This is a genomic window from Xanthomonas sp. 3793, from assembly GCF_024806835.1.
In the GTDB taxonomy this organism is placed as follows: domain Bacteria; phylum Pseudomonadota; class Gammaproteobacteria; order Xanthomonadales; family Xanthomonadaceae; genus Xanthomonas; species Xanthomonas arboricola_F.
Map to the genome: position 1 here is coordinate 567,967 of NZ_JANTYU010000003.1, position 25,128 is coordinate 593,094.

General features: G+C 66.8%; 23 protein-coding genes. 9 read left to right on the forward strand and 14 right to left on the reverse strand.

What is annotated here, in order from left to right:
• Positions 1 to 694: 694 nt before the first annotated feature.
• From FHY18_RS12760 to FHY18_RS12795, 8 genes are all read right to left on the reverse strand, one after another.
• Complete coding sequence (locus FHY18_RS12760) at positions 695 to 1,669, reverse strand: phosphatidate cytidylyltransferase (protein ID WP_259155742.1); 975 nt, start codon at positions 1,667 to 1,669, stop codon at positions 695 to 697.
• Entirely contained in the window at positions 1,666 to 2,298 is a 633-nt protein-coding gene (locus FHY18_RS12765; protein WP_259155743.1) for a lysophospholipid acyltransferase family protein, read from the reverse strand. The genes FHY18_RS12760 and FHY18_RS12765 overlap by 4 nt, the downstream gene beginning before the upstream one ends.
• The gene (locus tag FHY18_RS12770; protein ID WP_259155746.1) at positions 2,295 to 2,939 is read right to left on the reverse strand and encodes a CDP-alcohol phosphatidyltransferase family protein; all 645 of its coding nucleotides are present in this window, start codon (positions 2,937 to 2,939) and stop codon (positions 2,295 to 2,297) included. Before FHY18_RS12770 ends, FHY18_RS12765 begins: the two co-directional genes overlap by 4 nt.
• Positions 2,939 to 4,432: a TIGR04222 domain-containing membrane protein gene (locus FHY18_RS12775; protein WP_259155747.1), complete on the reverse strand. Its 1,494-nt coding sequence runs from the start codon at positions 4,430 to 4,432 to the stop codon at positions 2,939 to 2,941. Before FHY18_RS12775 ends, FHY18_RS12770 begins: the two co-directional genes overlap by 1 nt.
• Positions 4,429 to 4,872: a hypothetical protein gene (locus tag FHY18_RS12780; protein ID WP_259155749.1), complete on the reverse strand. Its 444-nt coding sequence runs from the start codon at positions 4,870 to 4,872 to the stop codon at positions 4,429 to 4,431. The genes FHY18_RS12775 and FHY18_RS12780 overlap by 4 nt, the downstream gene beginning before the upstream one ends.
• A complete protein-coding gene (locus tag FHY18_RS12785) occupies positions 4,869 to 6,206 on the reverse strand; it encodes a phosphatase PAP2/dual specificity phosphatase family protein (protein ID WP_259155751.1) in 1,338 nt (445 codons plus the stop codon). Before FHY18_RS12785 ends, FHY18_RS12780 begins: the two co-directional genes overlap by 4 nt.
• Positions 6,203 to 7,957, reverse strand: coding sequence for a bifunctional alpha/beta hydrolase/class I SAM-dependent methyltransferase (locus tag FHY18_RS12790; RefSeq protein ID WP_259155753.1), 1,755 nt, complete (start codon positions 7,955 to 7,957; stop codon positions 6,203 to 6,205). Before FHY18_RS12790 ends, FHY18_RS12785 begins: the two co-directional genes overlap by 4 nt.
• A gap of 97 nt (positions 7,958 to 8,054) precedes the next feature.
• Positions 8,055 to 8,669 (reverse strand): CDP-alcohol phosphatidyltransferase family protein, encoded by a 615-nt coding sequence (locus tag FHY18_RS12795; protein ID WP_259155759.1) that lies wholly within the window; start codon positions 8,667 to 8,669, stop codon positions 8,055 to 8,057.
• 75 nt (positions 8,670 to 8,744) lie between these two features.
• On the opposite strand from FHY18_RS12795, the gene purH reads away from it, so the two are divergent.
• From purH to yccS, 3 genes are all read left to right on the forward strand, one after another.
• Positions 8,745 to 10,328: a bifunctional phosphoribosylaminoimidazolecarboxamide formyltransferase/IMP cyclohydrolase gene (gene purH, locus FHY18_RS12800; protein ID WP_259155761.1), complete on the forward strand. Its 1,584-nt coding sequence runs from the start codon at positions 8,745 to 8,747 to the stop codon at positions 10,326 to 10,328.
• 120 nt (positions 10,329 to 10,448) lie between these two features.
• On the forward strand, positions 10,449 to 11,744 hold the full coding sequence (gene purD / locus FHY18_RS12805) for a phosphoribosylamine--glycine ligase (RefSeq protein WP_259155763.1): 1,296 nt from the start codon (positions 10,449 to 10,451) through the stop codon (positions 11,742 to 11,744).
• A gap of 303 nt (positions 11,745 to 12,047) precedes the next feature.
• Positions 12,048 to 14,261, forward strand: coding sequence for a YccS family putative transporter (gene yccS, locus FHY18_RS12810; RefSeq protein WP_259155767.1), 2,214 nt, complete (start codon positions 12,048 to 12,050; stop codon positions 14,259 to 14,261).
• A gap of 152 nt (positions 14,262 to 14,413) precedes the next feature.
• Here yccS and FHY18_RS12815 read toward each other — a convergent pair whose 3' ends face one another.
• Positions 14,414 to 15,604, reverse strand: a complete 1,191-nt coding sequence (locus tag FHY18_RS12815) for an MFS transporter (protein ID WP_259155771.1) — start codon at positions 15,602 to 15,604, stop codon at positions 14,414 to 14,416.
• Between the two features lie 97 nt (positions 15,605 to 15,701).
• Here FHY18_RS12815 and FHY18_RS12820 point away from each other — a divergent pair, with 97 nt between their 5' ends.
• The 5 genes from FHY18_RS12820 to FHY18_RS12840 all read left to right on the forward strand — a co-directional run bounded on the left by FHY18_RS12820 (position 15,702) and on the right by FHY18_RS12840 (position 20,230).
• Positions 15,702 to 16,604, forward strand: a complete 903-nt coding sequence (locus FHY18_RS12820) for a LysR family transcriptional regulator (protein ID WP_259155775.1) — start codon at positions 15,702 to 15,704, stop codon at positions 16,602 to 16,604.
• A 68-nt stretch (positions 16,605 to 16,672) separates the two neighbouring features.
• The gene (locus tag FHY18_RS12825; protein WP_259155777.1) at positions 16,673 to 18,595 is read left to right on the forward strand and encodes an MFS transporter; all 1,923 of its coding nucleotides are present in this window, start codon (positions 16,673 to 16,675) and stop codon (positions 18,593 to 18,595) included.
• Positions 18,596 to 18,903: 308 nt separating this feature from the next.
• Complete coding sequence (locus tag FHY18_RS12830) at positions 18,904 to 19,248, forward strand: CD225/dispanin family protein (protein WP_259155781.1); 345 nt, start codon at positions 18,904 to 18,906, stop codon at positions 19,246 to 19,248.
• Entirely contained in the window at positions 19,248 to 19,658 is a 411-nt protein-coding gene (locus FHY18_RS12835) for a DUF2752 domain-containing protein (protein WP_259155782.1), read from the forward strand. Before FHY18_RS12830 ends, FHY18_RS12835 begins: the two co-directional genes overlap by 1 nt.
• Before the next feature lie 125 nt (positions 19,659 to 19,783).
• On the forward strand, positions 19,784 to 20,230 hold the full coding sequence (locus FHY18_RS12840; RefSeq protein ID WP_259155783.1) for a DUF4240 domain-containing protein: 447 nt from the start codon (positions 19,784 to 19,786) through the stop codon (positions 20,228 to 20,230).
• A 233-nt stretch (positions 20,231 to 20,463) separates the two neighbouring features.
• Here FHY18_RS12840 and FHY18_RS12845 read toward each other — a convergent pair whose 3' ends face one another.
• From FHY18_RS12845 to FHY18_RS12865, 5 genes are all read right to left on the reverse strand, one after another.
• Positions 20,464 to 21,357, reverse strand: coding sequence for a cobalamin biosynthesis protein (locus FHY18_RS12845; protein WP_259155784.1), 894 nt, complete (start codon positions 21,355 to 21,357; stop codon positions 20,464 to 20,466).
• 133 nt (positions 21,358 to 21,490) lie between these two features.
• Complete coding sequence (nudC, locus tag FHY18_RS12850) at positions 21,491 to 22,390, reverse strand: NAD(+) diphosphatase (protein ID WP_259155785.1); 900 nt, start codon at positions 22,388 to 22,390, stop codon at positions 21,491 to 21,493.
• A 315-nt stretch (positions 22,391 to 22,705) separates the two neighbouring features.
• On the reverse strand, positions 22,706 to 23,098 hold the full coding sequence (erpA, locus tag FHY18_RS12855) for an iron-sulfur cluster insertion protein ErpA (RefSeq protein ID WP_259155786.1): 393 nt from the start codon (positions 23,096 to 23,098) through the stop codon (positions 22,706 to 22,708).
• A gap of 80 nt (positions 23,099 to 23,178) precedes the next feature.
• A complete protein-coding gene (locus FHY18_RS12860; RefSeq protein WP_104611740.1) occupies positions 23,179 to 23,628 on the reverse strand; it encodes a polymer-forming cytoskeletal protein in 450 nt (149 codons plus the stop codon).
• A gap of 3 nt (positions 23,629 to 23,631) precedes the next feature.
• Positions 23,632 to 24,369 (reverse strand): DUF6776 family protein, encoded by a 738-nt coding sequence (locus FHY18_RS12865; protein WP_259155787.1) that lies wholly within the window; start codon positions 24,367 to 24,369, stop codon positions 23,632 to 23,634.
• Positions 24,370 to 24,497: 128 nt separating this feature from the next.
• Between FHY18_RS12865 and FHY18_RS12870 the strand changes: the two genes are divergently transcribed.
• The gene (locus FHY18_RS12870) at positions 24,498 to 25,124 is read left to right on the forward strand and encodes a DUF4126 domain-containing protein (RefSeq protein WP_259155788.1); all 627 of its coding nucleotides are present in this window, start codon (positions 24,498 to 24,500) and stop codon (positions 25,122 to 25,124) included.
• Positions 25,125 to 25,128: the final 4 nt, after the last annotated feature.

Sequence of the window (25,128 nt, forward strand, 5' to 3'; positions counted from 1 at the left end):
AAGTAGCAACTGGACGCCTCGCCGAGAGCGTCGTTGCTGTTGAATCGGTTGAGCGAACACATCAGCGAGTCCAGATCGTCGGTCAGCCCCGCTGGACAACTTCCCCCGCAGCAGAAGACATGTTCGCATTACCGAAGACCAGGAGCAGGCCATGCATGCGGATATCGGATTTTTTTATCAATCTGCGACCGGCTACGGATTATGTTCGTCAGTGCGCCAGACGAGATTCAAACAATTTTGCGTACCCATCAGATACCGCAGCGAAAGAACACCCGGGTAAACACGAATCGCCATCACCGCGTGCAACTAAGACTCCCCCGCCTCTGGCAAGGCCAGGCGAGGATTTATAATGAGAAGTGGGTGATTTAATGTCCGTGATCCGTCGTCGCCTTCAGCTAGTGCACTGTCCGCAGTTTCTAACTTGACGATCATGGTCCGGAGCAGTAACTGCTGTCCGCTAACCCGTGCGGCAGGTCGCAGGCCACTGATCGGCTGCCTGCACCTTGCTGCCAGCAACCAGAACCTCTTGCGACTGACTAACCGGCGAATATTCCAACGCAGCGTCGAAGGAATCGATCGTTGCGACGACTCAGGTGACGCTCCAAGCCCTGGCGGCAGCTCCGCCGACCGCGTCGTCTTTACCAAACCGATGCGCCGCGCCGCTGCCAGCCCTGCGCCAAGGTTCGTCACACGCTTACGCCCAGCCGTAGCGGATCAGGTGGAAGAACACCGGGGCGGCGAAGCACACCGAGTCCAGCCGGTCCAGCACGCCGCCGTGGCCTTCGATCATGTGGCCCCAGTCCTTGATGCCGCGATCGCGCTTGATCGCCGACATCACCAGGCCGCCGAAGAACCCCATCAGGTTGGCCACCAGCGCCAGCCCGAAGGCATGCCATGGCGCGAACGGGGTGATCCACCACAGCGCCATGCCCAGCAGGCTGGCCGACAGCACGCCGCCGACGAAGCCTTCCACCGTTTTGGACGGCGACAGTTTCGGCGCGATCAGATGGCGGCCGGCCAATTTGCCCCAGACGTACTGCAAAACATCCGAGGACTGCACCACGATCACCAGGAAGGCGATCAACAACAGGTTGCGCCCGGCATACCCGGGGATTTCCAGATTCAGCAATGCGGGCACGTGCGAGATGCAGAACACGCTGATCATCAAGCCCCACTGCACCTTGGCAGTGCGCTCCAGATAACGCGTGGTATCGCCGCCGATGGTGGCCAGGATCGGCAACACCAAAAATGCATAGACCGGAATCAGCAGCGTGTACATGCCATACCAGCCGGTCCACACCAGCCCGTATTGCCACGGCAGCACGATGTAGAAGGCGGCCAACAAGGCGTAGTAATCGCCGCGCCGCGTCGGGGCGAGCGTGATGAACTCGCGCAGCGCAAACAACGACACCAAGGCGAACAGGCCGATCACCCCGGCGCGCCCGAACACGAATGCGATGCCGACCACCGCCGCCATCACCCACCAGGCGCGAATGCGCGCCACCAGGTTGTTCAGCACCGTGCTCGGGTGCGCGCGCGCGCGCCAACGCAGCGTTTCGGAAATCAGCGTGGCAATGATCAAGACCAGTGCGATGCCGCTGAACAACCACAACGTCTGCTGATGCATCGAAGACTGCTGCAACTGGCCACTGAAGACATAGGGATTCATGCGCGCGCCTCCAGTTGATCCGGCGACAACGCCAGCAGCGCCTCGCGCGCACGCGCCAGAAACGCGTCTTTGTCTTCGTCGGCATCCAGCCGCAACGGCGCGCCGAAGGTAGTGGTGCACAGCAACGGCAGCGGCAACCACTTGCCCTTGGGCATCACGCGTTTGAGGTTGTCGATCCACACCGGCACGAATTCCAGCTCCGGCCGTTGCCGCGCCAGGTGATACAGCCCGCTCTTGAACGGCAGCACGCCTTCGTCCGGGTTGCGCGTGCCCTCGGGAAACAGGATCAGCGAATCGCCGGCATCGATCGCATCGCACAGGCATTGGATCGGGTCGCGGGTGCGTTGCGCCGGGTTGCGTTCGATCAGCACGCCATTGAACACCGCGTGGATCAGATAGCGCCGCAGCGCGGTGCGTTGCCAGTAATCGGCTGCGGCCACCGGGCGCACTTCGTGTCGCAGGCTGGCCGGCAACGACGACCAGATCAGCACGAAATCGCCGTGGCTGGCGTGGTTGCCGTAATACACGCGGCGCTCGTTGGACGGCGCACAGCCGCGCCACAACGCGCGCGCGCCGGTCAAGGTACGGATGGCGCCGCTGCAGGCACGCGCAATCAAACGGGCAATCATGTCCACTCCAATGTGCGCACGATCATGCGCAGCCGCAGCACCACCGTCAGTAGCGCACCGGCGATCAACACCGCCAGCGCGCCGATCAATACCCATGCCGCGATGCGCGGCTGGCCCACCCACTGCCACGGCATCGCCAGCACGGTCGTCAGCGACAACCAGTGCATGCGCTGCACGCGTGCCATCGGCCCCTGCCGTGGCTCGGCGGTGCCACAGGCCAGGCCGAGCATGCGCACGTAGGCGGTGGCCACGCAGCACAACGCCGCTGCCCAACCCAGTTGCGCGGCCCACGGGATGCTGGCCTGCAGGCCGTAACCCAGCCCGACGCAGACCAGCACGTCCGACAGGCGGTCCGGCGCATCGTTGTAGACCTCGCCGGCGCGCGATACCAGCCGCGCCTGTCGCGCCAGCACGCCATCCAGGCGGTTGCACCACAGCCGCCCCTGTAGGCCGAGCAAGGCCAGCAGCAGCGGCGCGACGCCTTCGCGCGCCGGTGCGCTCAAGGCGATGTAGAACATCACCCCGGCCAGCGCCGCGAAGGCGATGCCGGCCCACGACACGCCGTTGGGCGTGGCGCCGCGTCCGCGCAAGGCGCGTGCCCAGCGCTGGCGTCGTTGCAACAGGGTCTGTCTGGGTTGCATCAGTCGCCTCCTCCACCGCAGCCACCACATCCACCGCCACCGTCTCCGCCGCTATCCCCACCGCCACTGTCGCCGCCACCGCCGCAACTGCTGCCGCTGCTGTCGGTATTGCCGGGCGTGGGCGCACGTAGCGTGTGATAGCTCACCCATGGCGTGCCCACCAACGCGACGGTGCCGTACAGCGCCACCGCTTCGCCGGGATCATTGCCGGTGCGCGCCGCATCGGGCCTGACCGTCGATCTGCGCTCGCGCAGGTGCGCATCGCCGGCCCCGCTGCGGCGTACCGGCACCAGCAAGAATCCCAGCAGCAGCATGCTGACCAGCACCATCAAGGCCAGCAGATAGCCCACCGGATAGCCCCCCTGCAGCCCGATCACCAGCTTGCAGGCGCCCAGGCCCCACAGCGCAGCCACGGGAAGGGCGCTTACCCCGCGCACCAGCAGCGCCGTGCGCCGATCCAGCAGCAACCCCTTGTCGATCAGGCGCTGCTGCACCGGTGCGGCCAGCGTGCGCAGCGACTGCCATGCCAGCACCGGATCCTCCCCATCGCGCACGCGTTGCAGTGCCGGCTGCAGCGCCACCGGCACTGCAACGCTGGGATCGCAACGTACCCACTTGCGCGCCTGCGCCTCCTCATCGCGCTGCAGATGCACCGCATCGCAGGCCAGCAAGCGGGCGAACAACAGATCGGCCACACGCCCGGCGCCACCGCTCAGACAGGCCAGTTCCAGCGCATCGACCGCATCCACCGGCCGCAGATGCACGCTGCCGCGCAGGCGGCGCCGCAACCACGCCGATGCCGACCAGGCCAGGCCGATCCCCACCGCAAACAGCGCCAGGAAGCTGCTGCCGCGCCAGTGCAGCGGCGAGGCGACCTCACCGTTGCCGGCAACCACGCCAATCACCAGCGTCGCAACGGCCCAGACCAGCACCGTGCCGATGCGTGCGCCGCGCTGCGCGTGCATCGGCTCGCCGCGCAGGGCACGCAGGCTGGCCTCGGCAGCGTGCTGCTGCGCAGGCGTGGCTGCAGGCTGCGGCGATGGTGCAGGCCAGACCTGCACCGGCGGCGGCCCGAAGTGTGTGCGGTAGCGCTCCAGGGTCTGTCGATACTGCGCCTGGAAACGCGCAGCGTCGTCGCTGCCACCGCGTCCGGGCTGATGATGCAGCGTGGTCTGCAACACCTGTGGGCAGAACTGCTGCCAATACTCGCGGGTGTCGGTGAGATGGGTGTGCCAGACCTGGTCGACCAAGGGGCTGGGCGTCACATCCCGGGTATCGGTGCACGCCAGAAAACAGAAGCGCCGGTATTCGTCTACCGCTTGCTGCGCCTGCCCCACACTGCAGCGGGCCTGCTTGGCGACGCGCCGCACGAAGGCCGGCAACGCATCGGCATCGCCGCCAAAACGATACGCCTGCAAGCGCTGCCACAACGCCTGCTGCGCCGCGGTGGCCTGCATGGGTTCGGGCTGACCGGGGCCATGCGCGTCGCTCATCCGGATACCCGCAGTGCCAATGCCGCGACCAACCACAGCAGCTGCGCCGCCACGCTCGCCAGTTGCCAGCGCAGCAAGCGGCGCATGCCGGCCCAGCGCGTCGACCAATCGCGTGTAGGCGGTAGCGTGGCGCGCAGGCCAATGGCATGCAGCGCCGTGTCGAGCTGTTGCGCAGCGTGGGTTTCGTCGCTGCCGCGCGCCATCTGCGCAATCACGCCCTCCAGCAGGTCGACATCCAGGCCCACGCGCAATGCCCAATAGCGCTGCATCAGCCCGGCCGCTGCGCTGAGCGCAAAACTCAGTTGTATCAACGGCGGCGCCTCGGCAACACCCAGCAAGGCGATGGCGGCCGCCAGCAGCAGCAACGAGAACCGGTCCAGTGGCGCGCCCTGGCGCAACACCGCACGCATGGCTGCCAAGGTCATCGGGGATGTGTTCATTGCAGACTCCGCTCGGCCGCGCTGTCGTTGTCTGGGTGAGTCATGCACGCAGCCACGATGGCGGCGCGATGCTGCGCACCCAGCACGATCCAGGCGCATGCGGTGCGCAGCCGCGCGATGGCCGCGTCCACATCGCTGCTGCGGCCACTGCGCACCAACCAGGTCGCGACGCTGGCGGCGCTGCGCGAGTAGCCCAGTGCGCAGCACACCAGCACCGGGCCGTGCACGCGCGCCGCCTCGATCGCGGCGGCGGCGGCGCGCAGCTGCACAGGCGCAGGTGCCACCAGATCCAGCATCGGCAACGCGCGGTCCTGCGCGCGTGCCGCGTACAGGGACAGCTCCGCACTCACGTCGACCACCGCGGCGAAGGCTGCGCGCTGGCCGGGCAGCGGAATGCGCCCCAACCACACACCATCGCAGACCGCGCGCGGCAACGGGTCGCGCCGCGTCCATAGCCGCGAGTTGCACCAGGCCGCCAGCAGATACGGCGCATACAACCAGCGCGCAGCCAGACTCAGCCCGCCATCGCTGCGCTTCTGGAATCCGGGCGCGCCAAGCGCTGCATAGTTCAGCGCGACCAGCCCCAGCGACAGGCTCACCCACAGCACCCATAACCCGGCGCCGCCACTGCACAGCGCCGCCGCGGCGCTGGCGACTGCGCCGAGCAGATACAACGCGGCCAAACGCCAACGCCGCCGATCGCGCGCCAGTTGCGCCTGCGCAAACGGTGCGGCGATACGCTCCGGCCACAGCCACACGCACAGCCACCCCGCCGCAAGCCCGGTGGGGATATCCAGGAAATGGTGTTGATACGTGGTCAGCACCGACACGCCGATCAAGCCGAACCAACCGTGCAACAGCCAGCGCCACACACCGGACAGATGCTGCCCATAGCGCACCCACAGCACCACCAGCAACACGATATGCAGCGACGGTGCCTGATTGAACGGCTTGTCGAAGCCCAGCAGCACGGCAAACAGCCAGCCGAACACACCCTGCGTGTCCGGGCGCACGAAGCTGTACCGCAACGGCCACAGCACAAAACACGTTACGCAGAGCACTTGCGCGCTGAGCAGGCGTAGCGCGTGCGTATCCAGTTCGCGGCGGGTGCGGCAGACAAAGAACGAGGCGGCGTAGAACAGGTCGATCGTCCAGTACGGCACGATGGTCCACGGCCAGAACGGCATGCCGTGTTCCCAGCCGAACACCACCGACGGCACGTGCTCCGCGCGCCCGGCCAGCGTATTGGCCAGGCCATAACTGAGGAAGAAAAACGGCCCCAGCAACGCCAGCCAGAGCGCGGCACGACCGGTCGGGCGCGCGCCATGTGTCATGCGTCGATCCGCTGCGCCATCGACACGGTGAAGATGCCGAATGCATCGATCCGCTGCGCCACCTTGCGGAAGCCCGCCGCCTCCACCAGCTCATCCATCTCCTGCTGGCTGCGCCTGCGCATCACCCAGGCCACGCCATCGCGGTGACTGGTGAGTGCGCGCGCGATGAATTCCAGCTGCGGATGCCACGGCTGGCCGGTGTAGAGCAGATACCCGCCCGGCTGCACCGCCGCCGCCAGGCCGGCCAGCGAGCGCGCCACCTGGTCGTTGTCGGCAAACAGTTCGTACAAGCCCGACACCACCGCCAGGGTGGGCGCCGGCTGCACCGTCGCCAGGGCGGCCGGGTCGAACGCATCGCCTTGCTCGAAACGGGCGATGTCGCCGGCGCCGAGCGTGCGAATCAACTCGCCGCCCTGGGTGACGTTGAGCGGGCTGAAATCGCGCAGCACGATGGCATCGGCGCGTTGCGCACCGCTGCCGAGCGCCTGGAGCACATAACGGCCGTGGCCTGCGGCCACATCGAGCACGCGCACCGGCAGGCCCGCCTGACGCAAGCGGCCTGCCGCATCGCGCAGAAGCTCGCCCAGATGCGCGCCACGGATGCGGATGCCACGCCAACCGATCGCATCGAGATAATTGCGGTCGATCATGCGCCCCAACGGGCCACGTCCACACGCCTGATTGCGGTAGATGTAATCCAGCGTGCTGCCGGAATCGAAGCCGGTCTGCAGGCCCAATGCAATGCCTTCGGACAGCTTGCCGCCCAGACGCAAACCGGCACGCACGCCACGCCAGCGCAGGTCCTGCAGGCTGTTGCGTTGCGGCGGCCAGGCCAGACGTTCGGCTTCTTCAAAGCTGGGGCCGGCGCGATGCGCATCGCGCAATCGGGCGCGCAGCTGGGGCTGTGCGAAGCGCGCCTGGATAAAGGCGCGAATTGGCGCGATGGCCAGTGCGCGGTCGCGCTCGCCCAGGGTGTCGTGAAAAAACCCCGGTAGCCAATGCCGCTGCTTGATCGGCGAGCCCAGGTTCTCGTAGAACCGATCCTGCGGGCCGCGGTGCACCACGAAGTCCGAACCGGACACCAGCAACTGCGTCGGCACGGTGATCGCCTGTGCATCGGCCACCACGCGGTCGGCCGCCGCGTACAGGCCCAGCAGCACGCGGACCGAGATTGGACGGGTGATCAGCGGATCGGTGCGGTAGCTTTCCACGCGCTGCGCATCGTGGGTGAGCCACTGCGGCTTGACATAGCTGTTGACGAAAAAGTTGCCGCGCAGCGCATGCATCAGCGCCAGCCCGGCACGTGCGAACGGCACGTACAACTTGACCTTGAACGCCGGCGAGGCCAGCACCAGCGCGCGTAACGGCGGTGCGTAATCGTGCACCCAGGTAGCTGCAACCACCGCGCCCACGCTCTGCGCGACTAAGGCGATGTCCTGCACCGCGATGCCGTGCGTGGCGCATAGATGCGCGATGAAACTGTCCAGATCGCGCACCAGCGCCTCGAAGCCCGGTGCGTCGCCGCGCGCCCCTGGCGAGCGGCCGTTGCCGCGCGCGTCCCAGGCAAAGAATTGCGCATCGGGCAGGTTCAATTCTTCGGCCAGATGCATGACCCGGCCGGAGTGCTCATGCCCACGGTGCAGCAGCACCACCGACTTGGGCACGGCGCCTGCCAGCTGCGTCGGCCAATGCCGATAGAACAGCTGCGTGCCATCGAAACTGGCGAATTCCCGCTCTACGACATCACGCATCGGATCATCCTGAAATCAGTGAGAAAATGAGAGGCGCCCAGCGCCCAGCGCCCAGCGTCCATGCGACGCGGCAGCGCATGCCGTTGCGCGATGTCGATCAGCGCGCCGCCGCCTCGGCCAGCCCGGCGCGTACCCGCCGCCACACCGTGGCGCCGCAGGCAAGGCCCAAGGCAATGGCGACCCAGGTCACCCCGCGCGCACCCAGCAGCCCGCAGGCCAGGCCAACGCCCACCACGCCGATCACGAAGGCGCGGTCGCTCTTGCCCATCGGCCCGTCGTAGCGCCGACCGGCACCGACCATCAGCCCGAGCACGCCGGCGTATTCGGTCAGCGCCGCCAGCAGCGCAAACAGCCACAGCCAGTGCGCGCCCACGCCGGGCACACCGAGCAGGCTCAGGTATAGCGCCGCATCGGCCACCACGTCGCACAGCTCGTTGAGGTAGGCACCCAGGCGCGATTGCTGGCCGAACTCGCGCGCCAACATGCCATCGACCGCATTGAGCGCCATGCGCAGCAGCATCCACACCGGCAGCAACAGATACAGCAGCGGCCAGTTGGCGCCGGCGCGGTAGACCACCGCAGCCACCATCAACGACACCGCTGCGGCGATGAGCGTCACCTGGTTGGCGGTGATGCCGCCGCGGTAGAGTGCGCCAACCATGGGCCGCAGCAGGTCCTGGAAGCGTCCCTTCAGAGCATAAATCGAGGCCATACCAGTGGTTGAGTCCATTCGAGCGCTGGCGCAGCCTACAATATCGGCTGCCCCGCAACGACTGTCCCCTCACTCATGGCCTCCGATTTCCTGCCCGTGCGCCGGGCCCTGCTCTCCGTTTCCGACAAGACCGGCCTGATCGACCTGGCCCGCGCGCTGGTGGCGCGCAAGGTCGAGCTGCTGTCCACCGGCGGCACCGCCAAGGCGATCCGCGACGCCGGCGTGCCGGTCAACGACGTCGCCGACCTGACCGGTTTCCCGGAAATGATGGACGGCCGCGTCAAGACCCTGCACCCGCTGGTGCACGGCGGCCTGCTCGGCCGCGCCGGTGTCGATGAGGCGGTGATGGCCGAACACGGCATCGCGCCGATCGATCTGCTGGTGCTCAACCTGTATCCGTTCGAGTCGGTCACCGTCAAGACCGATTGCACGCTGGCCGATGCGGTGGAAAACATCGACATCGGTGGGCCGGCAATGCTGCGCAGCGCAGCCAAGAACTTCGCGCGCGTGGCGGTGGCCACCGACCCGTCGCAATACGCCGACCTGCTCGCAGAGCTGGAAGCCAACGACGGCCAGCTGTCGGCCGCCAAGCGCTTTGCGCTGTCGGTGGCTGCGTTCAACCGCGTGGCGCAATACGATGCGGCGATCAGCAACTATCTGTCGGCAGTGGCCGACAGCACGGAAACCGTGCCCACGCGCAGCCCGTTTCCGGCGCAGATCAATTCCAACTTCATCAAGGTCATGGACCTGCGCTACGGCGAGAATCCGCACCAGGCCGGCGCGTTCTACCGCGACCTGTACCCGGTGCCGGGCACCCTGGCCACCTTTCAGCAGCTGCAGGGCAAGGAACTGAGCTACAACAACCTGGCCGATGCCGATGCGGCATGGGAATGCGTGCGTCAGTTCGATGCGCCGGCCTGCGTGATCGTCAAGCACGCCAACCCCTGCGGCGTGGCGGTGGGCGCGGCCTGCGGCGATGCCTACGAGCTGGCCTATGCCACCGACCCCACCAGCGCGTTCGGCGGCATCCTGGCCTTCAACAAGACGCTGGATGCGGCCACCGCAAAAGCCATTCTGGATCGCCAGTTCGTCGAGGTATTGATCGCCCCCGACTACGAAGCCGGCGCGCTGGAATACGCCACCAAGAAGGCCAATGTACGCGTGCTCAAGATTCCGCACGGCAATGGCTTGAACAACTACGACACCAAGCGCATTGGCTCTGGCCTGCTGATGCAGTCGGCCGACAACCGCGGCATGTCGCTTGGCGAATTGAGCGTGGTCACCCAGCGCGCGCCCAGCGACGCGGAACTGGGCGATCTGCTGTTCGCCTGGCGCGTAGCCAAGTACGTCAAATCCAACGCGATTGTCTACGCCAAGGACAGCCGCACCATTGGCGTGGGCGCCGGGCAGATGAGCCGCGTGGTCAGCGCCAAGATCGCCGCGCTCAAGGCCGAAGAAGCCAGGCTCACGGTGGCCGGCTCGGTGATGGCCTCGGATGCGTTCTTCCCGTTCCGCGACGGCATCGATGCCGCCGCCGCTGCCGGCATCAAGGCGGTGATCCAGCCCGGCGGCTCGATGCGCGATGGCGAAGTGATCGCCGCCGCCGACGAACACGGTATCGCCATGGTGTTCACCGGCGTGCGGCATTTCAGGCACTGACGTGCCGGGATTCGGGATTGGGGATTCGGGAGTGGCAACGTCGCTCTGGTCTCTCCTGTTTCCGGTCTCCGCCGTGCTTCAACCAATCCCCAATCACGACTCCCCAATCTCGGCACTCACATGAAAATCCTTGTCATCGGCTCCGGCGGCCGCGAACACGCCCTGGCCTGGAAGATCGCGCAGTCAGCGCGCGTGAGCGAGGTACTGGTGGCGCCGGGCAATGCTGGCACCGCCAGCGAGGCCAAGTGCCGCAATGTCGCGATCAAGGTCGACGATCTGGACGGCCTGCTTGCGCTGGCGCAGCGCGAAGCCGTCGCGCTGACCGTGGTCGGCCCGGAAGTGCCGCTGGTGCTGGGCGTGGTCGACCGTTTCCACGCGCTGGGCCTGCGCATCTTCGGGCCCACCGCCAAGGCCGCGCAGCTGGAAGGCAGCAAGGCCTTCGCCAAGGATTTTCTCGCGCGTCATGGCATCCCGACCGCGTATTACGCGGTGCATACCGAGGTGGACGCCGCGCTCGCGTATGTACGCGAGAAAGGCGCGCCGATCGTGGTCAAGGCCGATGGCCTGGCCGCCGGCAAGGGCGTGATCGTGGCGATGACGCTGCATGAGGCCGAAGACGCGGTGCGCGACATGCTCTCGGGCAATGCGTTTGGCGATGCCGGCGCACGCGTGGTGATCGAGGAGTTTCTCGATGGCGAAGAAGCCAGCTTCATCTCCATGGTCGACGGCAAACACGCCTTGCCGATGGCCACCAGCCAGGACCACAAGCGCGTCGGCGACGGCGACACTGGCCCCAATACCGGTGGCATGGGCGCGTACTCGCCGGCCCCGGTGGTGACAGCGGAAGTGCATGCACGCGTCATGCGCGAAGTGGTCGAGCCGACCGTGCAGGGCATGATCGCCGACGGCGTGCCGTTCACCGGGTTTCTGTATGCCGGACTGATGATCGACGCGCACGGCGCACCGAAGGTGATCGAGTTCAACGTGCGCTTCGGCGACCCGGAGACCCAGCCGGTGATGCTGCGCCTGCAGTCGGATCTGGTGGATCTGGTCGAAGCGGCCATCGACGGCACGCTGGACCGCGCGCAGGCGCACTGGGACCCGCGCCCGTCGCTGGGTGTGGTGATCGCGGCCAAACCGTATCCGGAGACGCCGGTCACCGGCGAGGTCATCCATGGCCTGGACGCGGTGCCCGCCAGCGCCAAGGTCTTCCACGCCGGGACCGCATTGAATGCCGACGGCCAGGTGCTCAGCGCCGGGGGCCGCGTGCTGTGCGTGGCCGCGCTCGGCGACAGCGTGCAGGACGCACAGCGCGCCGCCTATGCCGGCCTGCAGCCGATCCACTGGCCCAGCGCCTTTCAGCGCAGCGACATCGGCTGGCGTGCGATTGCGCGCGAACGGCAGGCGCAGGGCTAAGCAGCGTCCTTCCCCCGCTTGCGGGAGAAGGTGCCCGAAGGGCGGTTGGGGGCAAGCACGGACATCCGCTGGTTGTCGGCCGAACAGAGCAACAGCTCGCTGGTGGTCGTCGAGAAGGCGGTGTTCAACAGGTAGCAAGGTCACCAAGCGCGGTAAGCGGCCGTGCAGCGGGGCTGTGGCGCAATCGCGCACACCGCTCCAGTGCGCATACCTGCCGGCTACTGACAAAGGACTAGCCCCTGTCCACACCGGCGGCGCGTGCCTGCGGCAATAATGCCCGGGCACGCTTGCCCATCAGAGACCGTGGCCACCACTTCCTTCGAAACCCGCCTCAGCCGCCTGTGGGCCCATGAAAAGGCCAGCTATGGCCTGCGCGTGTTCATCGCGCTGGCGGTGGCGATGGGCGTGTGCTGGCACTGGCAGCAGCTCACCGCGGTGCCGGCGCTGTTCCTGGGCGCGATCGCCAGCGCCATCGCCGAGACCGACGACAACTGGCTGGGCCGCATCAAGTCGGTGCTGCTGTCCTTGCTGTGTTTCGCCGCCGCTGCCGCGTCGGTGGTGCTGCTGTTTCCGTATCCGCTGGCGTTCGTGACCGGCATGGCGGTGGCAACCTTCTCGCTGACCCTGCTCGGCGCGCTGGGCGAGCGCTATGCTTCGATCGCACAGGCCACCGTGGCCTTGTCGATCTACGCCATGATCGGCATGGACCAGCACGGCAGCCACGATCCGCTGGTGGCCTGGCACGGCGCTGCGTTGCTGCTGATCGGCGCCACCTGGTACGGCGTGCTGTCGATCCTGTGGACCATCCTGTTCGCCAATCGCCCGGTGCGCGAGCGGCTGTCGCGGCTGTTCTTCGAACTGGGCCGCTATCTCAAGCTCAAGGCCGACCTGTTCGAACCGGTACGGCAAAGCGACCTGCATGCGCGCCGGCTGGCGCTGGCCGAACAGAACGCCAAGGTGGTCGGCGCACTCAATGCCGCCAAGACCGCGATCATCAGCCGCTTCGGCCGGTCGGGGCGGCCGGGCGTGCAATCGGGCCTGTATTTCCGTCTGTATTACATGGCGCAGGAATTCCACGAGCGCGCCAGTTCTTCGCACTACCCCTACGAAGCGCTGACCGATGCGTTCTTCCACAGCGATGTGCTGTATCGCTGCCAGCGCCTGCTCGCTTTGCAGGGCAAGGCCTGCGCCGCATTGGGCGAGGCGATCCGGCTGCGCCAGCCGTTCGACTATGGCGACAACAGCCGCCTGGCCACCGAAGACCTGCGCCAGTCGCTGGACTACCTGCACGCGCGTGCCGACCCCGCCCTGGCCCGCCTGCTCGGCGCGCTGGAATTGCTGGTGACCAACCTGCAGAGCATCGAACGCAAGCTGTCAGAAGCGGCGCAATCCGATTCCACCAGCGACAACCTCGATACCCGCCTGCGCGATTCCTCGCCGCACACCTTGCGCGAGATGGCCGCGCGGCTTGGCCAGCAACTCACGCCCGGCTCGGTGCTGTTCCGGCATGGCCTGCGCATGGCCATCGCACTGGTGGCCGGCTACGCCATCATGCAGTCCATCCATGCCGACAACGGCTACTGGATCCTGCTCACCACCGCCTTCGTGTGCCGGCCCAATTACGGTGCCACCCGCCTGCGGCTGGTGCAGCGTATCGCCGGCACCCTGATCGGCCTGGTCGCCACCTGGGCGCTGATGCAGCTGTTCCCCGGCACCGAAGTGCAACTGCTGCTGGCGCTGGCCGCTGCGCTGATCTTCTTCATCACCCGCACCGATCGCTACATGCTGGCCACCGCCGGCATCACCGTGATGGCGCTGTTCTGCTTCAACCTGCTCGGCGATGGCTTCGTGCTGATCTGGCCGCGCCTGATCGACACGCTGATCGGTTGCGCGATCGCCGCAGCCGCCTCGTTCCTGATCCTGCCGGACTGGCAGGGCCGCCGCCTTAACCAGGTGATGGCCACGGTGCTGGCCAGCTGCGCGCGCTACCTGACCCAGGTGCTGGAGCAATACGCCAGCGGCATGCGCGACGACCTGCCCTACCGCATCGCGCGCCGCGACATGCATAACGCCGACGCCGCCTTATCGGTGGCGCTGTCCAACATGCTGCGCGAACCGGGCCGCTATCGGCGCAACCTGGATGCGGGCTTCCGCTTCCTGGCGCTGTCCAACACCTTGCTCGGCTATCTGTCCGCGCTCGGCGCGCATCGCGCCGCGCTCGATGGCGAACACGATTCCCGCATTGCGCAGGCCGGCGACTATCTGCAGCGCGCGCTGGGCGACATCGCTGCCGCACTGAGCCAACGTCAGCCACTGCCGGCGCATGACGAAAGCGAAGAACTGGCCATGGCCGAGGCGCTGGAGCAGCATGCCGTGCAGCTGCCGCCCAAGCAGCGTCTGGTGCGCGACCAGCTCGCACTCACCCTGCGCCTGCTGCCCAAGCTACGCGCCGCTGCGCTTGCGGTGACCGACGCGCCGGCCGAGAGTGCGGCGCGCCTGGCGGTGGGCACGCGCTAGCAGGCCCTTGCAGGCAGCGCGCCCCTGCCGGTCATCGGCAACGCCGCGCAGCGCGGCCGCGCCGGCTCGCCAGAACCACTGAAACGAGCTTCCGGGCTAAGGCGGCAATGCACAATGCAGCCTGCAACCGCGTCATTCTGTCTCCGCAGCGCTTACTTCCAGGTATGACGCGACACGCTCCACCCCACCCAGCCCAATGCGGCCACCGCCAGCACCGCCCCACCCATCACCACGCCGTTCCAGCCGGCCTGCGCATACGCCGCAGTGCCCAGTGTCGAGCCCACCGCACCACCGATGAAGTAGCAGGTGATGTAGGCCGAGGTAATGCGGTTGCGCGCGTTGGGATTGCGCTGATAGATCACGCTCTGGTTGGCGATATGCACGCCTTGCACCGCAATATCCAGCAGCAGCACGCCGACGATCAGCAGCGCGATCGACTGCGGCGCAAATGCCAGCAATCCCCACGACAGCAGCAGCATCGCCAACCCGCCCCAGCTGACCCGATCGCCATGCCCGTGATCGGACCAATGACCCGAGCGATTGGCCGCCAGCGCGCCCGCCGCACCGATCAGGCCGAACAGCCCGATCACCGCCGTGCCATAGCCATACGCAGGCCCGGACAACAGGAACGCCAGCGTGGTCCAGAACATGCTGAAGCCGGCAAAGATCAGCCCACCCAGCACCGCGCGCGACCGCAGCACCGCATCGTCGCGCAGCAGCGTCAGCACCGAGCCCACCAGCTGCGGATACGACAGCTGCGCATTGCCCGGATGCCGCGGCAGCCCGCGCCACAACAGCCAGGCCGTGACCAGCAATAAACCTGATGCGATCCAGTACACCGTATGCCAGCCGCCAACACCGGCCAGCACCCCGGCGGCAGTGCGTGCCAGCAGGATGCCCAGCAGCAACCCGCTCATCACCGTGCCGATCACCCGCCCGCGTTCGTGCGGGGCGGCCAGGGTCGCCGCGAACGGCACCAGGATCTGCGCCGCCACCGAACTGGCGCCAGTGACAATGCTGCCCACCAGCAACACCGCGAAGCTGTGCGAGCTCGCGCTGATCAGCAGGCCCAGCGCGCTGAGCACGAACAGCCCCACGATCAGGCTGCGCCGCTCCAGCCGGTCGCCCAGCGGCACCAGCAACAGCAAACCGGCCGCATAGGCCAGCTGCGCGGCGGTCACCACCGCCCCGGCGCTGCGCACCGGGATCGTGAAGGCCTGCGCCAGCGTTTCCAGCAGGGGCTGGGCATAGTAATTGCTCGCTACCGCCAGCCCGGTGGCGGCCGCCATCAGCAGCACCAGACGGCGCGGCAAGGGCGGGTGGGAGGCGGAGTCGACAGTCATGGCAGGTGCCTGGTCAAGGAAGGGGCGCAGTGTGGCCAACGACAAGGCATCTTTCCAATGTATTGTTTTCACTGCCGCCATCGTGTTTCGAGATCGCATGCTGACCCTGCGCCAACTGGAATTCGCCGTGGCCGTGGCCGACGAAGGCGGCTTCACCGCCGCCGCCCGTCGCTGCAACACCGTGCAATCGGCGCTCAGCCACCAGGTTGCCAAGATCGAGGAAACCCTCGGTGCGCGCCTGTTCGAACGCGGCACCCGCCGGGTACGGCCTACCGCAGCCGGCGACGTCTTCCTGCACAACGCCCGCCAGACCCTGCGCGCAGCCGAGCGCCTGCACGAGGAAATGGCCCAGGCACTGGGTACCGTGCGCGGCCGGCTCACGCTGGGGCAGATTTCCTCACTGAGCACGGTGCAGGTGCCGACGCTGCTGCGCGCGTTTCGCAGTGCGCATGCGCGGGTGGACGTGCACTTGCGCACCGCCATGAGCGAGGCCTTGCTGCACGACCTGGGCGAAGGCCGCCTGGATGTGGCCCTGGTCGGCGTCGGCCCGCAGGTCGCGCTGCCGGAGCAGCGTCTGCTCCTGCACGAAGAACCGCTCGCCCTGATCGTCGCCCCCGGCCATCGCTTCGCCGCGCGCAAGCGGGTGGCGCTGGCCGAGCTGGACGATGAGCCCATGGCCGGGTTGATTGCCGGTGCCGGGGTGCGCGGCATCGTCGACGCGGCCTTCGACCAGGCCGGGCTGCGACAGCGCCGGCAATACGAAGTCACCCACGCCGATCTGATGCGCGAGCTGGTGGCTGCCGACCTGGGAGTGGGCATCGTGCCGCAGACCATGGCCGCGGCCATGCGCGAGGTGGTGACGGTCGCGCTGAAGGAGCGCTTCGGTTTCTTGACCTACGCGGTATGGCGCCCCGACCCCACCCCGGCCGCACGCGCATTCGTGGCACTGCTGCGTGCCCAGGCAGCGCAGCGTGCGCCATCGCCTGGCCGGTCGCGCTAGGCGCACGGGCCATCCACCAGCACGCCGTGGAAGCCTGCTAGGCTGCGCGCGTTCGCAAAGGAAACTGCATGTCCGGTCACAGTCAGTTCGCCCTGCTCAGGCAGCGCCGCTTCTTGCCGTTCTTCGCTGTCCAGGCACTGGGCGCGTTCAACGACAACGTCTATCGGCAGGCCATCATCGGCCTGTTGTTCTATCTCGGCATCGATGCGGCGCAGCGCACGCTGTACACCAATCTGGCGCCGGCATTGTTCATCCTGCCGTACTTCCTGTTCTCCGCGCTGGCCGGCCAGATCGCCGAAAAACTGGAGAAGCAGAAGCTCATCGTGATCACCACCACGATGGAGATCGCCATCATGTCGCTGGCGGCGGTGGGCTTTGTCACCGAGAACATGGCGATCCTGCTGATTGCGCTGTTCTGCACCGGCCTGCAGTCCACGCTGTTCGGGCCGGTGAAGTATTCGATCCTGCCTTCGGTGCTCAAGCCCGAGGAACTCACCGGCGGCAACGGCCTGGTCGAGATGGGTACCTCGATCTCGATCCTGTGCGGCATGATCTTCGGCGGGCTGATCTTCCAGATCGCCGGCAGCCACGGCCCGGAGGCCGCAGCCACCGCGGTCATTGCCATTGCCGTCACCGGCAACCTGGTGGCGCGGCTGGTGCCCAGGGTCGATGCCGGCGCACCCGAGCTAAAGATCAACTGGAACCCCATCCCCGAATCGCGCGCCATCATGCGCCTGACCCGACGCACGCCGGCGGTGCGCAACTCGGTGCTGGGCGTGTCGTGGTTCTGGTTCGTCGGCACCGTGCTCACCGCGCAGCTGCCCACCTACGCGCAGCTCAACCTGGGCGGCCAGCAGGACCTGTACGTGTTCGCGCTGGCGCTGTTTTCGATCGGCACCGGCGTCGGCTCGCTGCTGTGCGAACGGCTGTCCGGACGCACCGTGGAAATCGGCCTGGTGCCGCTGGGCGCGTTCGGCATCAGCGCCTTCCTGCTGGACCTGTATTTCGCCCGCCCCGGTGCCGCGCCGGTGAGCGGCCTGTCGATCGGCCAGTTCGTGCAGCAGGCCGGCAGCCTGCGGCTGATCATCGATCTGGTCGGCATCGGCCTGTTCACCGGTCTGTTCGTGGTGCCGTTGTTCGCGCTGATCCAGAGCCGCACGCCCAAGGCCGAACTCTCGCGCGTCATCGCCGGGCTCAACATCCAGAACTCGCTGTTCATCGTGGCCGCCGCCATCATCGGCATCGCACTGCAGCTGCCGCAGGTGGTGCTGTTCGGGCACCGCATTCCGATGCCGGGGCTGAGCATTCCGCAGGTGTTCCTGGCGCTGGCCATCGCCAACACGCTGGTAGCGCTGTGGATCTTCACCCTGGTGCCCGAGTTTTTGATGCGCTTTCTCAGCTGGGTGCTGGTGAGCGTGCTGTATCGCCTGCGCGCGCGCGATATCGACACCCACGTGCCCGACGACGGCTCCGCGTTGCTGGTGTGCAACCACGTCAGCTACATGGACGCGCTGATCCTGTCGGCAGTGATCCCGCGCCCGGTGCGCTTTGTCATGTACTACAAGATCTTCCGCATCCCGGTGATGCGCTGGATCTTCCGCACCGCCAAGGCGATCCCGATCGCCGGCGCGCGCGAAGACCCGGCGCTGATGCAGCAGGCCTTCGACCGCATCGATGCCGCGCTGGCCGATGGCGAACTGGTCTGCATCTTCCCCGAAGGCGCGTTGACCAAGGATGGCGAGATTGCCGCGTTCAAATCCGGTGTCGAAAAGATCCTGCAGCGGCGCAAGGTGCCGGTGATTCCGATGGCGCTGCGTGGCATGTGGTCGAGCATGTGGAGCCGGCGCGACACACGCCTGGGACGCATGCGGGTGCCGCGCCGGATGCGCGCGCAGATCGAAGTGGTGGCAGGCCCCGCCATTGCCGGCGACCAGGCCACTGCCGCATTGCTCGAACAGCAGGTCCGCGCACTGCGCCAGGACCGACCATGAGCCGCATGGGCGCGGGCTTTGCGTCCGTCGCGCACCGCGAGTAGCCTGTGCGCCACTGCACGCTTTGCCGCCGCGTTCGCCAAGCGGACGCGGCCAGTCGTACCGGGGGACGTCGTCGTGCTCAATCTGGTGTCTGAGACATCTGCCGCAACCGGCAGCCGTCGCGCCTGTCGGCAGCGCGCGGTTGCAGCGCTGCAGCGCGGTCCTGCAGGCACGACGCACGCTGCCATCGCTCGCGCTGCCGCCGCCCTTCCCATCCCCACGCACCCGATCCGTTCGTTGTCGTTTACCACCCAAGGAGCTTCACCATGAGTGCCATCCCACCGCCGATCCATCCCTCGTCCAGCGCCGCACCCGGCCCGGTGCCCAATCACCTGATCTGGGCGATCGTCTCCACCGTGCTCGGCTTCTGCCTGTGCTGCCCGTCCCTGATTCCCGGCATCGTGGCGATCGTGTTCTCCAGCAAGGTCAACGGCCTGCTCAACCAGGGCGACATCGACGGCGCGCGGCGCGCCTCCAACACCGCCAAGACCTGGTGCATCGTGACCAGCGTACTGGCCGCGATCGGCCTGCTGATCAACATCGGCATGGTCGCCACTGGCGGCATGCAGGGCTACACGGATTACATGCAGCAGCTGCAGCACATGCAGTAATGGAACTGCGTCCACGCCATTGGCTTGGACTGGGGGCGGCCACCAGCGTGGCCGCCTTTGGCGTGTCGCTGCTGTACCGCTTCGACCCGAACGCGAGCAACAGCCCGTTCCCGCCCTGCGTCTTCCGCACCGTCACCGGCTGCTACTGCCCCGGTTGCGGCATGACCCGCGCGTTGTACGCGTTGGTGCATTTCGATCTTCCCGGCGCCTTCGCCATGAATCCGGCCGCCGTGCTCGGCCTGTTCACCCTGCCCGGCCTGATCGCCTGGAAAGCCGGCTGGCGTGCGCGCTGGTTCGCCCCGGTAGTGAACGTGATGTCCGAGCCGAAATTCTGGCTCTGGGCATTGCCCACGTACTGGATTGCACGGAATCTGCCGTGGCTTCCGTTTACCTTGCTGGCACCGGGTTAAATCGAAGAAAGACGTTGCGAAGCAATGCTTGATCGACAATTTCTGCTGACGAACCAGTCAAGGCGATGCCACTCAACGACGCGGCGCGATGTTGCACCAACCATTAGCCTTTACATGAGCAGGTTATGGAAAATGGCCAATTTTGGCAGCTAATGAAACTTGTTGATCGTGCTGCACTGGAGGACGGAGACGAGGATCGCGCACTGGCCGCTCTTACATCGGCTTTAACGGCCATGGAGGCTGCAAGCATCGAAGCCTTCCATGAGCATCTTTCGCAGCATCTTTTCGCGATCGACGGAGAGAAGTACGCAGAAAATGCCAGCGACTCCGGGCAGTCTGATGATGGCTTCCTCTATGCCAGATGCTATGTGGTCGCTCGTGGCGAGGAATACTATTTCCGCGTAAAAAGAAATCCGATTGAAATGCAACGCTCGGCTGATCAATGGTACGAGTCGCTGCTTTACGTCGCTCCAAACGCCTGGGCAGCAGCCAGCGGCAGCGACCCATCAGAGTGGGAATTCGAGTCAACTGTTAGCTATGAATCGGGCAGCAACCCCGATCTATGGGCTTAGGCCAGCGGCACATAACGTGCTACCGAAACCGACACGTCTCACAAGCCGATTTACTTCAGACGTTGAACCGTAGCGGACAATTCAACGGGCACGGGTTCAACGTGTAAAGCCACGCAAGCAGTACTATTAACCGCCGGACCTGGAATCAAACACTTGCGCTGAAATGATGAAAGCCTGGTGCCAGGACGGCAAACAATGCAGCGCTTGAAACTATTTTAGTTTGGCGCGCAACATCACCGCACCCACCCGGCAATCACCAACAACGCCAGCACCACCATCCACAGCAGCAGCACGCGCCAGACCAGGCTCATTGCATCGCGCACTTCCGGCAGCCGGCGCCAGACCGGCACCAGTCCAGAATCGGTGTAGTCGTGCGCTTCTTCGCGTAGCTCGGCACTGACGCTGGCACGCGCAACCGCACCGAGAAAATGCGGCTCCAACGTCCAGCGATTGCCGTGCGCCTCGCGCCAGGCGCGAAACACCGTCTCGAAATTGCCCACCAGCGCCATCGACACTGTCATCAACTGCGCCACCGGCCATTCCAATGCGGCCAGCAGCCAGCGCGCGCCGGCAAGGTTGCGTGGAGGTAGCAGCACGGTCAGGGGGCTTTCCACCGCCAGCGCAGTCAGGCGATACACCACCGCGCCGAACGGGCCCAGCAACAGAAACCACCACAGCACCGCAAACCAGCGCCGCAGGCCGTTGACCACCACCGCTTCGACCAGCGATGGCGCATCCTCGTGCACGCTGCCGCCGGCGGCCTGCAACTGCGAGATCGCGTCGCGTCGCGCACCCGGCGCGTCGGCATCGATCACCGCCTCGACATCGCGGTCCAGATCGCGCGGGCCCCAGGTCCAGGCCAGCACCGCTACGCCGAACAGCAGCGACAGGAATCCATGCCAGACATCGTCCAGCAACCACTGCAGCACGATCGCCACCAGCAGCACCGGCAACAGCGCAAGCAGGAATCCGTAGCGGCCCTGCCAGGCGCCACGCCCGGCAGCATGACTGTCCAGCCGGCGCAGCCAATGGCCAAACCATTCAAAACGGCGCAGCCTGGCCACCTGCGCCGGGACCAGATGGCCCAGCGTGAGTGCGACGACGACGGCAACCAGGGTGGTGAACATGGGTGTCCCTCCTCAGCCGAGTCTAGCCGAGCGGGCACAACCGCCCTGTAACGCGTTTCGCGTGCCGGCACCGTACGCAACCGCCAGCGGCGCCAGCGCGCTTGCCCACGGGATGCGCTTGCAGCCGGCGCCGTCAGCCATGGGTGCGATACCAGTGCTCGATCAGCGCGCGCGCAATCGAAATCGCAGGCGGCAGCCCGATCCCGTCGTCACCACCTTGTCCAGCCAGCGCTGCGCCGACCTCGGCATGGCTCACCCAGCGCGCATCTTCCAGTTCACCGGTCACCTGCGGCACTTCGGTTGCGGCCGCATGCGCGGTAAAGCCCAGCATCAGCGCCCCCGGGAATGGCCACGGCTGCGCACCGACATAGCTGCAGTGCTGGATCCGCACGCGGGTTTCTTCATGCACCTCGCGCGCCACCGTCTGTTCCAGCGACTCGCCCGGCTCCACGAATCCGGCGATCACCGAATAACGCCGCGGCGCCCAGCTCGCCTGGCGGCCCAACAGCAACCGTTGCCCGTCGCTGACCGCAACGATGATAGCCGGGTCCACGCGTGGGTAGTGCTCGGTCTGGCACTGCGTGCAATGCGCGATGAAGCCGGCGCGGCGGAACACGATCGCCCCGCCGCACACGCCGCAAAAGCGCGTGCGCGACTGCCAGTGCAGCATGGCCCGCGCATACGACGCCGTCGTGGCGATCTCCGCCGGCCATTCGGCCGCTGCCTGGCGCAGATCCACCCGCTGCGGCGCCTTGATGTCGAGCGGGTCGGCCGACAGGCAGAACCAGCCCTGGCCATCGCGCACGCCCAGGAAGATTGCCGCCTCCGGACTATCGGCGAGCGCTGCGCCCTGCAGCAACAACGGCTGCCCCTGCGCATCGGCCAGGGCGGTGCCCTTGGCGTCGATCAACAGCACCTGGCCTTGTGGCCACAATTGCGCCAACGCGGCGGGATCGTCGCGCAAGGCATCGCCACGATCGAGCGGCGCGTGGGTGAAGGCAAAACCGGACAACGGAAGAGTAGATGCTGACATCGGCGCAAGCCTGCCGATAATTGGCGACACCCGCAACCGGCAGCGCATGATGATCGGCCCAGGCGCGCGCAGCGGGCGCTCGCACTTGTTGCAGGTCGCCGGTGAAGACAAGCGGTTCGACAATGCCGGCGCCGTGCGCCCGCAGCGCGATCTATCGAAAGGCGCTTGCGTGCCCTGCTGCGTCGATCTTCGCAGCGGTGCTGAGCAATTGCGCTGGATCAGCGCACCTCGGCCAGCCGTGCTGCAGACACCCGTCGACGCGCCAACGCGCCGACAAACGATCGCAAGCACGCGACCGAAACCGGCCGAACAGCCTCAGACGCTGAAGCTGCTACCGCACCCGCAGGTGGTCTTGGCGTTGGGATTGCGGATCACGAACTGCGCGCCGGTCAGGCTCTCGGTGTAGTCCACCTCGGCGCCCATCAGGTATTGCAGGCTGAGCGGGTCGACCAGCAGCGTCACGCCATCGGTGGCCACGGCCAGATCGTCTTCGGCGCGGTTCTCGTCGAATTCGAAACCGTACTGGAAGCCGGAACACCCGCCTCCCTGGATATACACGCGCAACGCCAGCTCGGCGTTGCCCTCTTCCTGGATCAGCTCGCGCACCTTGGCGGCGGCGGCTCCAGAAAAGTTCAGCGGCCGGTCGATGGACTGATAGTCCGGGTCCGGGGCCGGGGCGGCAGTGGGAAGCGAAACGAGCGTACTCATGGCGTCAGCATGGGGGCCAGGCGGCCCCACTTCAAGCAGGCCGTGCCGGCCAGACGCTCCGGCTTCAGCCGCGCGCCCGCTCAGGCCTCTGCGGTTTCGGCCTGCAGGGCCTTGGCCGGCTCGGTGCGGCTGGCTTCCGGGGCCGGCAAAGCGGCGGTCGCGCCTGCGGTGGCGGCATGGATCAACCGCCCGGTGAGCTGCGCGCCGGCGCTCATTTCCACCACCTGGTAGTGCACGTTGCCCTGCACCCGCGCATTGGCTGCCAGTTCGACCCGCTCGGCCGCATGCACGTCGCCGGTCAGCTGACCATTGATGATCACGATCGGCGCACGCACTTCGCCCTCGATGCTGCCTTGCTCGGCCACCGTCAAGGTGGCGCTGGCGCCTTCTTCGGCAATCACCTTGCCCAGGATGCGGCCTTCCACATACAGCCCGCCACTGAACATCAGGTCGCCGCGGATCACCACCTGCGGCCCGATCAAGGTATCGACCACGGTCTGCGCACCACGGTTGGATTTGTTTCCGAACATGAGCTACTCCCCCGCGCCATTGCCGGCGACTTTCCAATCGAATGTCTGATTGACCGGCGCCCCATCGCCGCTCAGGGAGATTTTGACACGTTGCGGGGTGAAATCCTTCGGCAGGATCACGCTGCCGTCCAACTGCTGGAAATAGCGGAACGAATACGGCTGAGCGGCGGCCTCGGGCTTCTGGTGCAGCTCGTTCCAGCTCACCGTCACCAGCTTGCCGGAACGCACGCCCTCCACCGCAAAGCGCAGCTGCCCCTGACTGATCGCGCCGCGGTTGAGGTTCTGGGTCAGCACGACGCTGTAGTTCCAGGTGCCGCCGGCCTCGGCGGTGAACTGCACCGAGTGCGCGTTCAGCCCCTTGCGCTGCGCAGTGGAACCCACCAGCCGCTCATAAAAGGCCACATCGGCGCGCAAGGCGGCGATCTGTTCGTCGCGCTCGGCCAGCGAGGCCTGCACTTCGGTATTGGCCGCGCGGCTGATCTTGTCGGACATCGCCAGATTGACCTGGCGCTGCTGCAATTGTTCGATCAGCTTGCGCTGCTGGGCCTGGCTGCGCTGGGCCTGCTGCAACGCCGTCTCGGCCTCGACCAGGCGCGGCGCCGCAGTGCGGCTGGCCATCCACCACACCCCGCCCAGGGAGGCCAGCCACAGCAGGACGATCACGATCCACAGCCAGCGGCCGCTGGAAGGGCCACCGCCCGGCTCCCGTTGGACGATCTGAACGCGTGCGGCTGGTCTCATGGGCATCGGGTCCGGACGGGCCGGCGCTGTGGGCGGCGGCGTAGTGTGCCAGAGCCTCAGCAGCGGTCACGCTGGCGCTCGGCCGGCGGTTATCCGATAGTTCCGTATTGTTCGCAGGAAGCAACGCCATGAGCGAAGCCCATCTGTTCGTGATCGGCATCCTGCTGGCCTGGCTGGCCGGCATCCGCGTCTATCTCACCGTGTTCGGCGTCGGCCTGGCCGGCCTGCTCGGCTGGATCGAGCTGCCGCCGGCGCTGCATCCAGCGCAATCATGGTGGGTGCTGGGCACGTCCGGTGCGCTGGCGGTGGCCGAATTCTTCGCCGACAAGATCCCCGGCGTGGATTCGGGCTGGGACCTGCTGCAGACGCTGGCACGGGTGCCGGCCGGCGCGTTTCTGGCCGCGGCCACGCTGTCGCCGGACGGTGATCTGAGCACGGGCGTGCTGGCCGCCGGCGCCGGCGTGGCACTGACCAGCCACACCCTCAAGGCCGGCACCCGCGCCTTGCTCAACACCTCGCCGGAACCGGCCAGCAACTGGGTCGCCTCGCTGGCCGAAGACACCATCGCTACCACCGCGTTGGCGCTGGCCCTGGCGCATCCATGGTTGGCGTTGGGTCTGGCGGTGGGGTCCAGCGTGTTGGTCGCGCTGGTGGTGTGGTGGGTCTGGCGCTTGCTGTGGCGTGGGATGCGCCGGCTGGTCGCGCCGATGCGCCCGGCAAGCATGCCGGCTGCACGCCGCTCACCGCTATCGTGAAGTT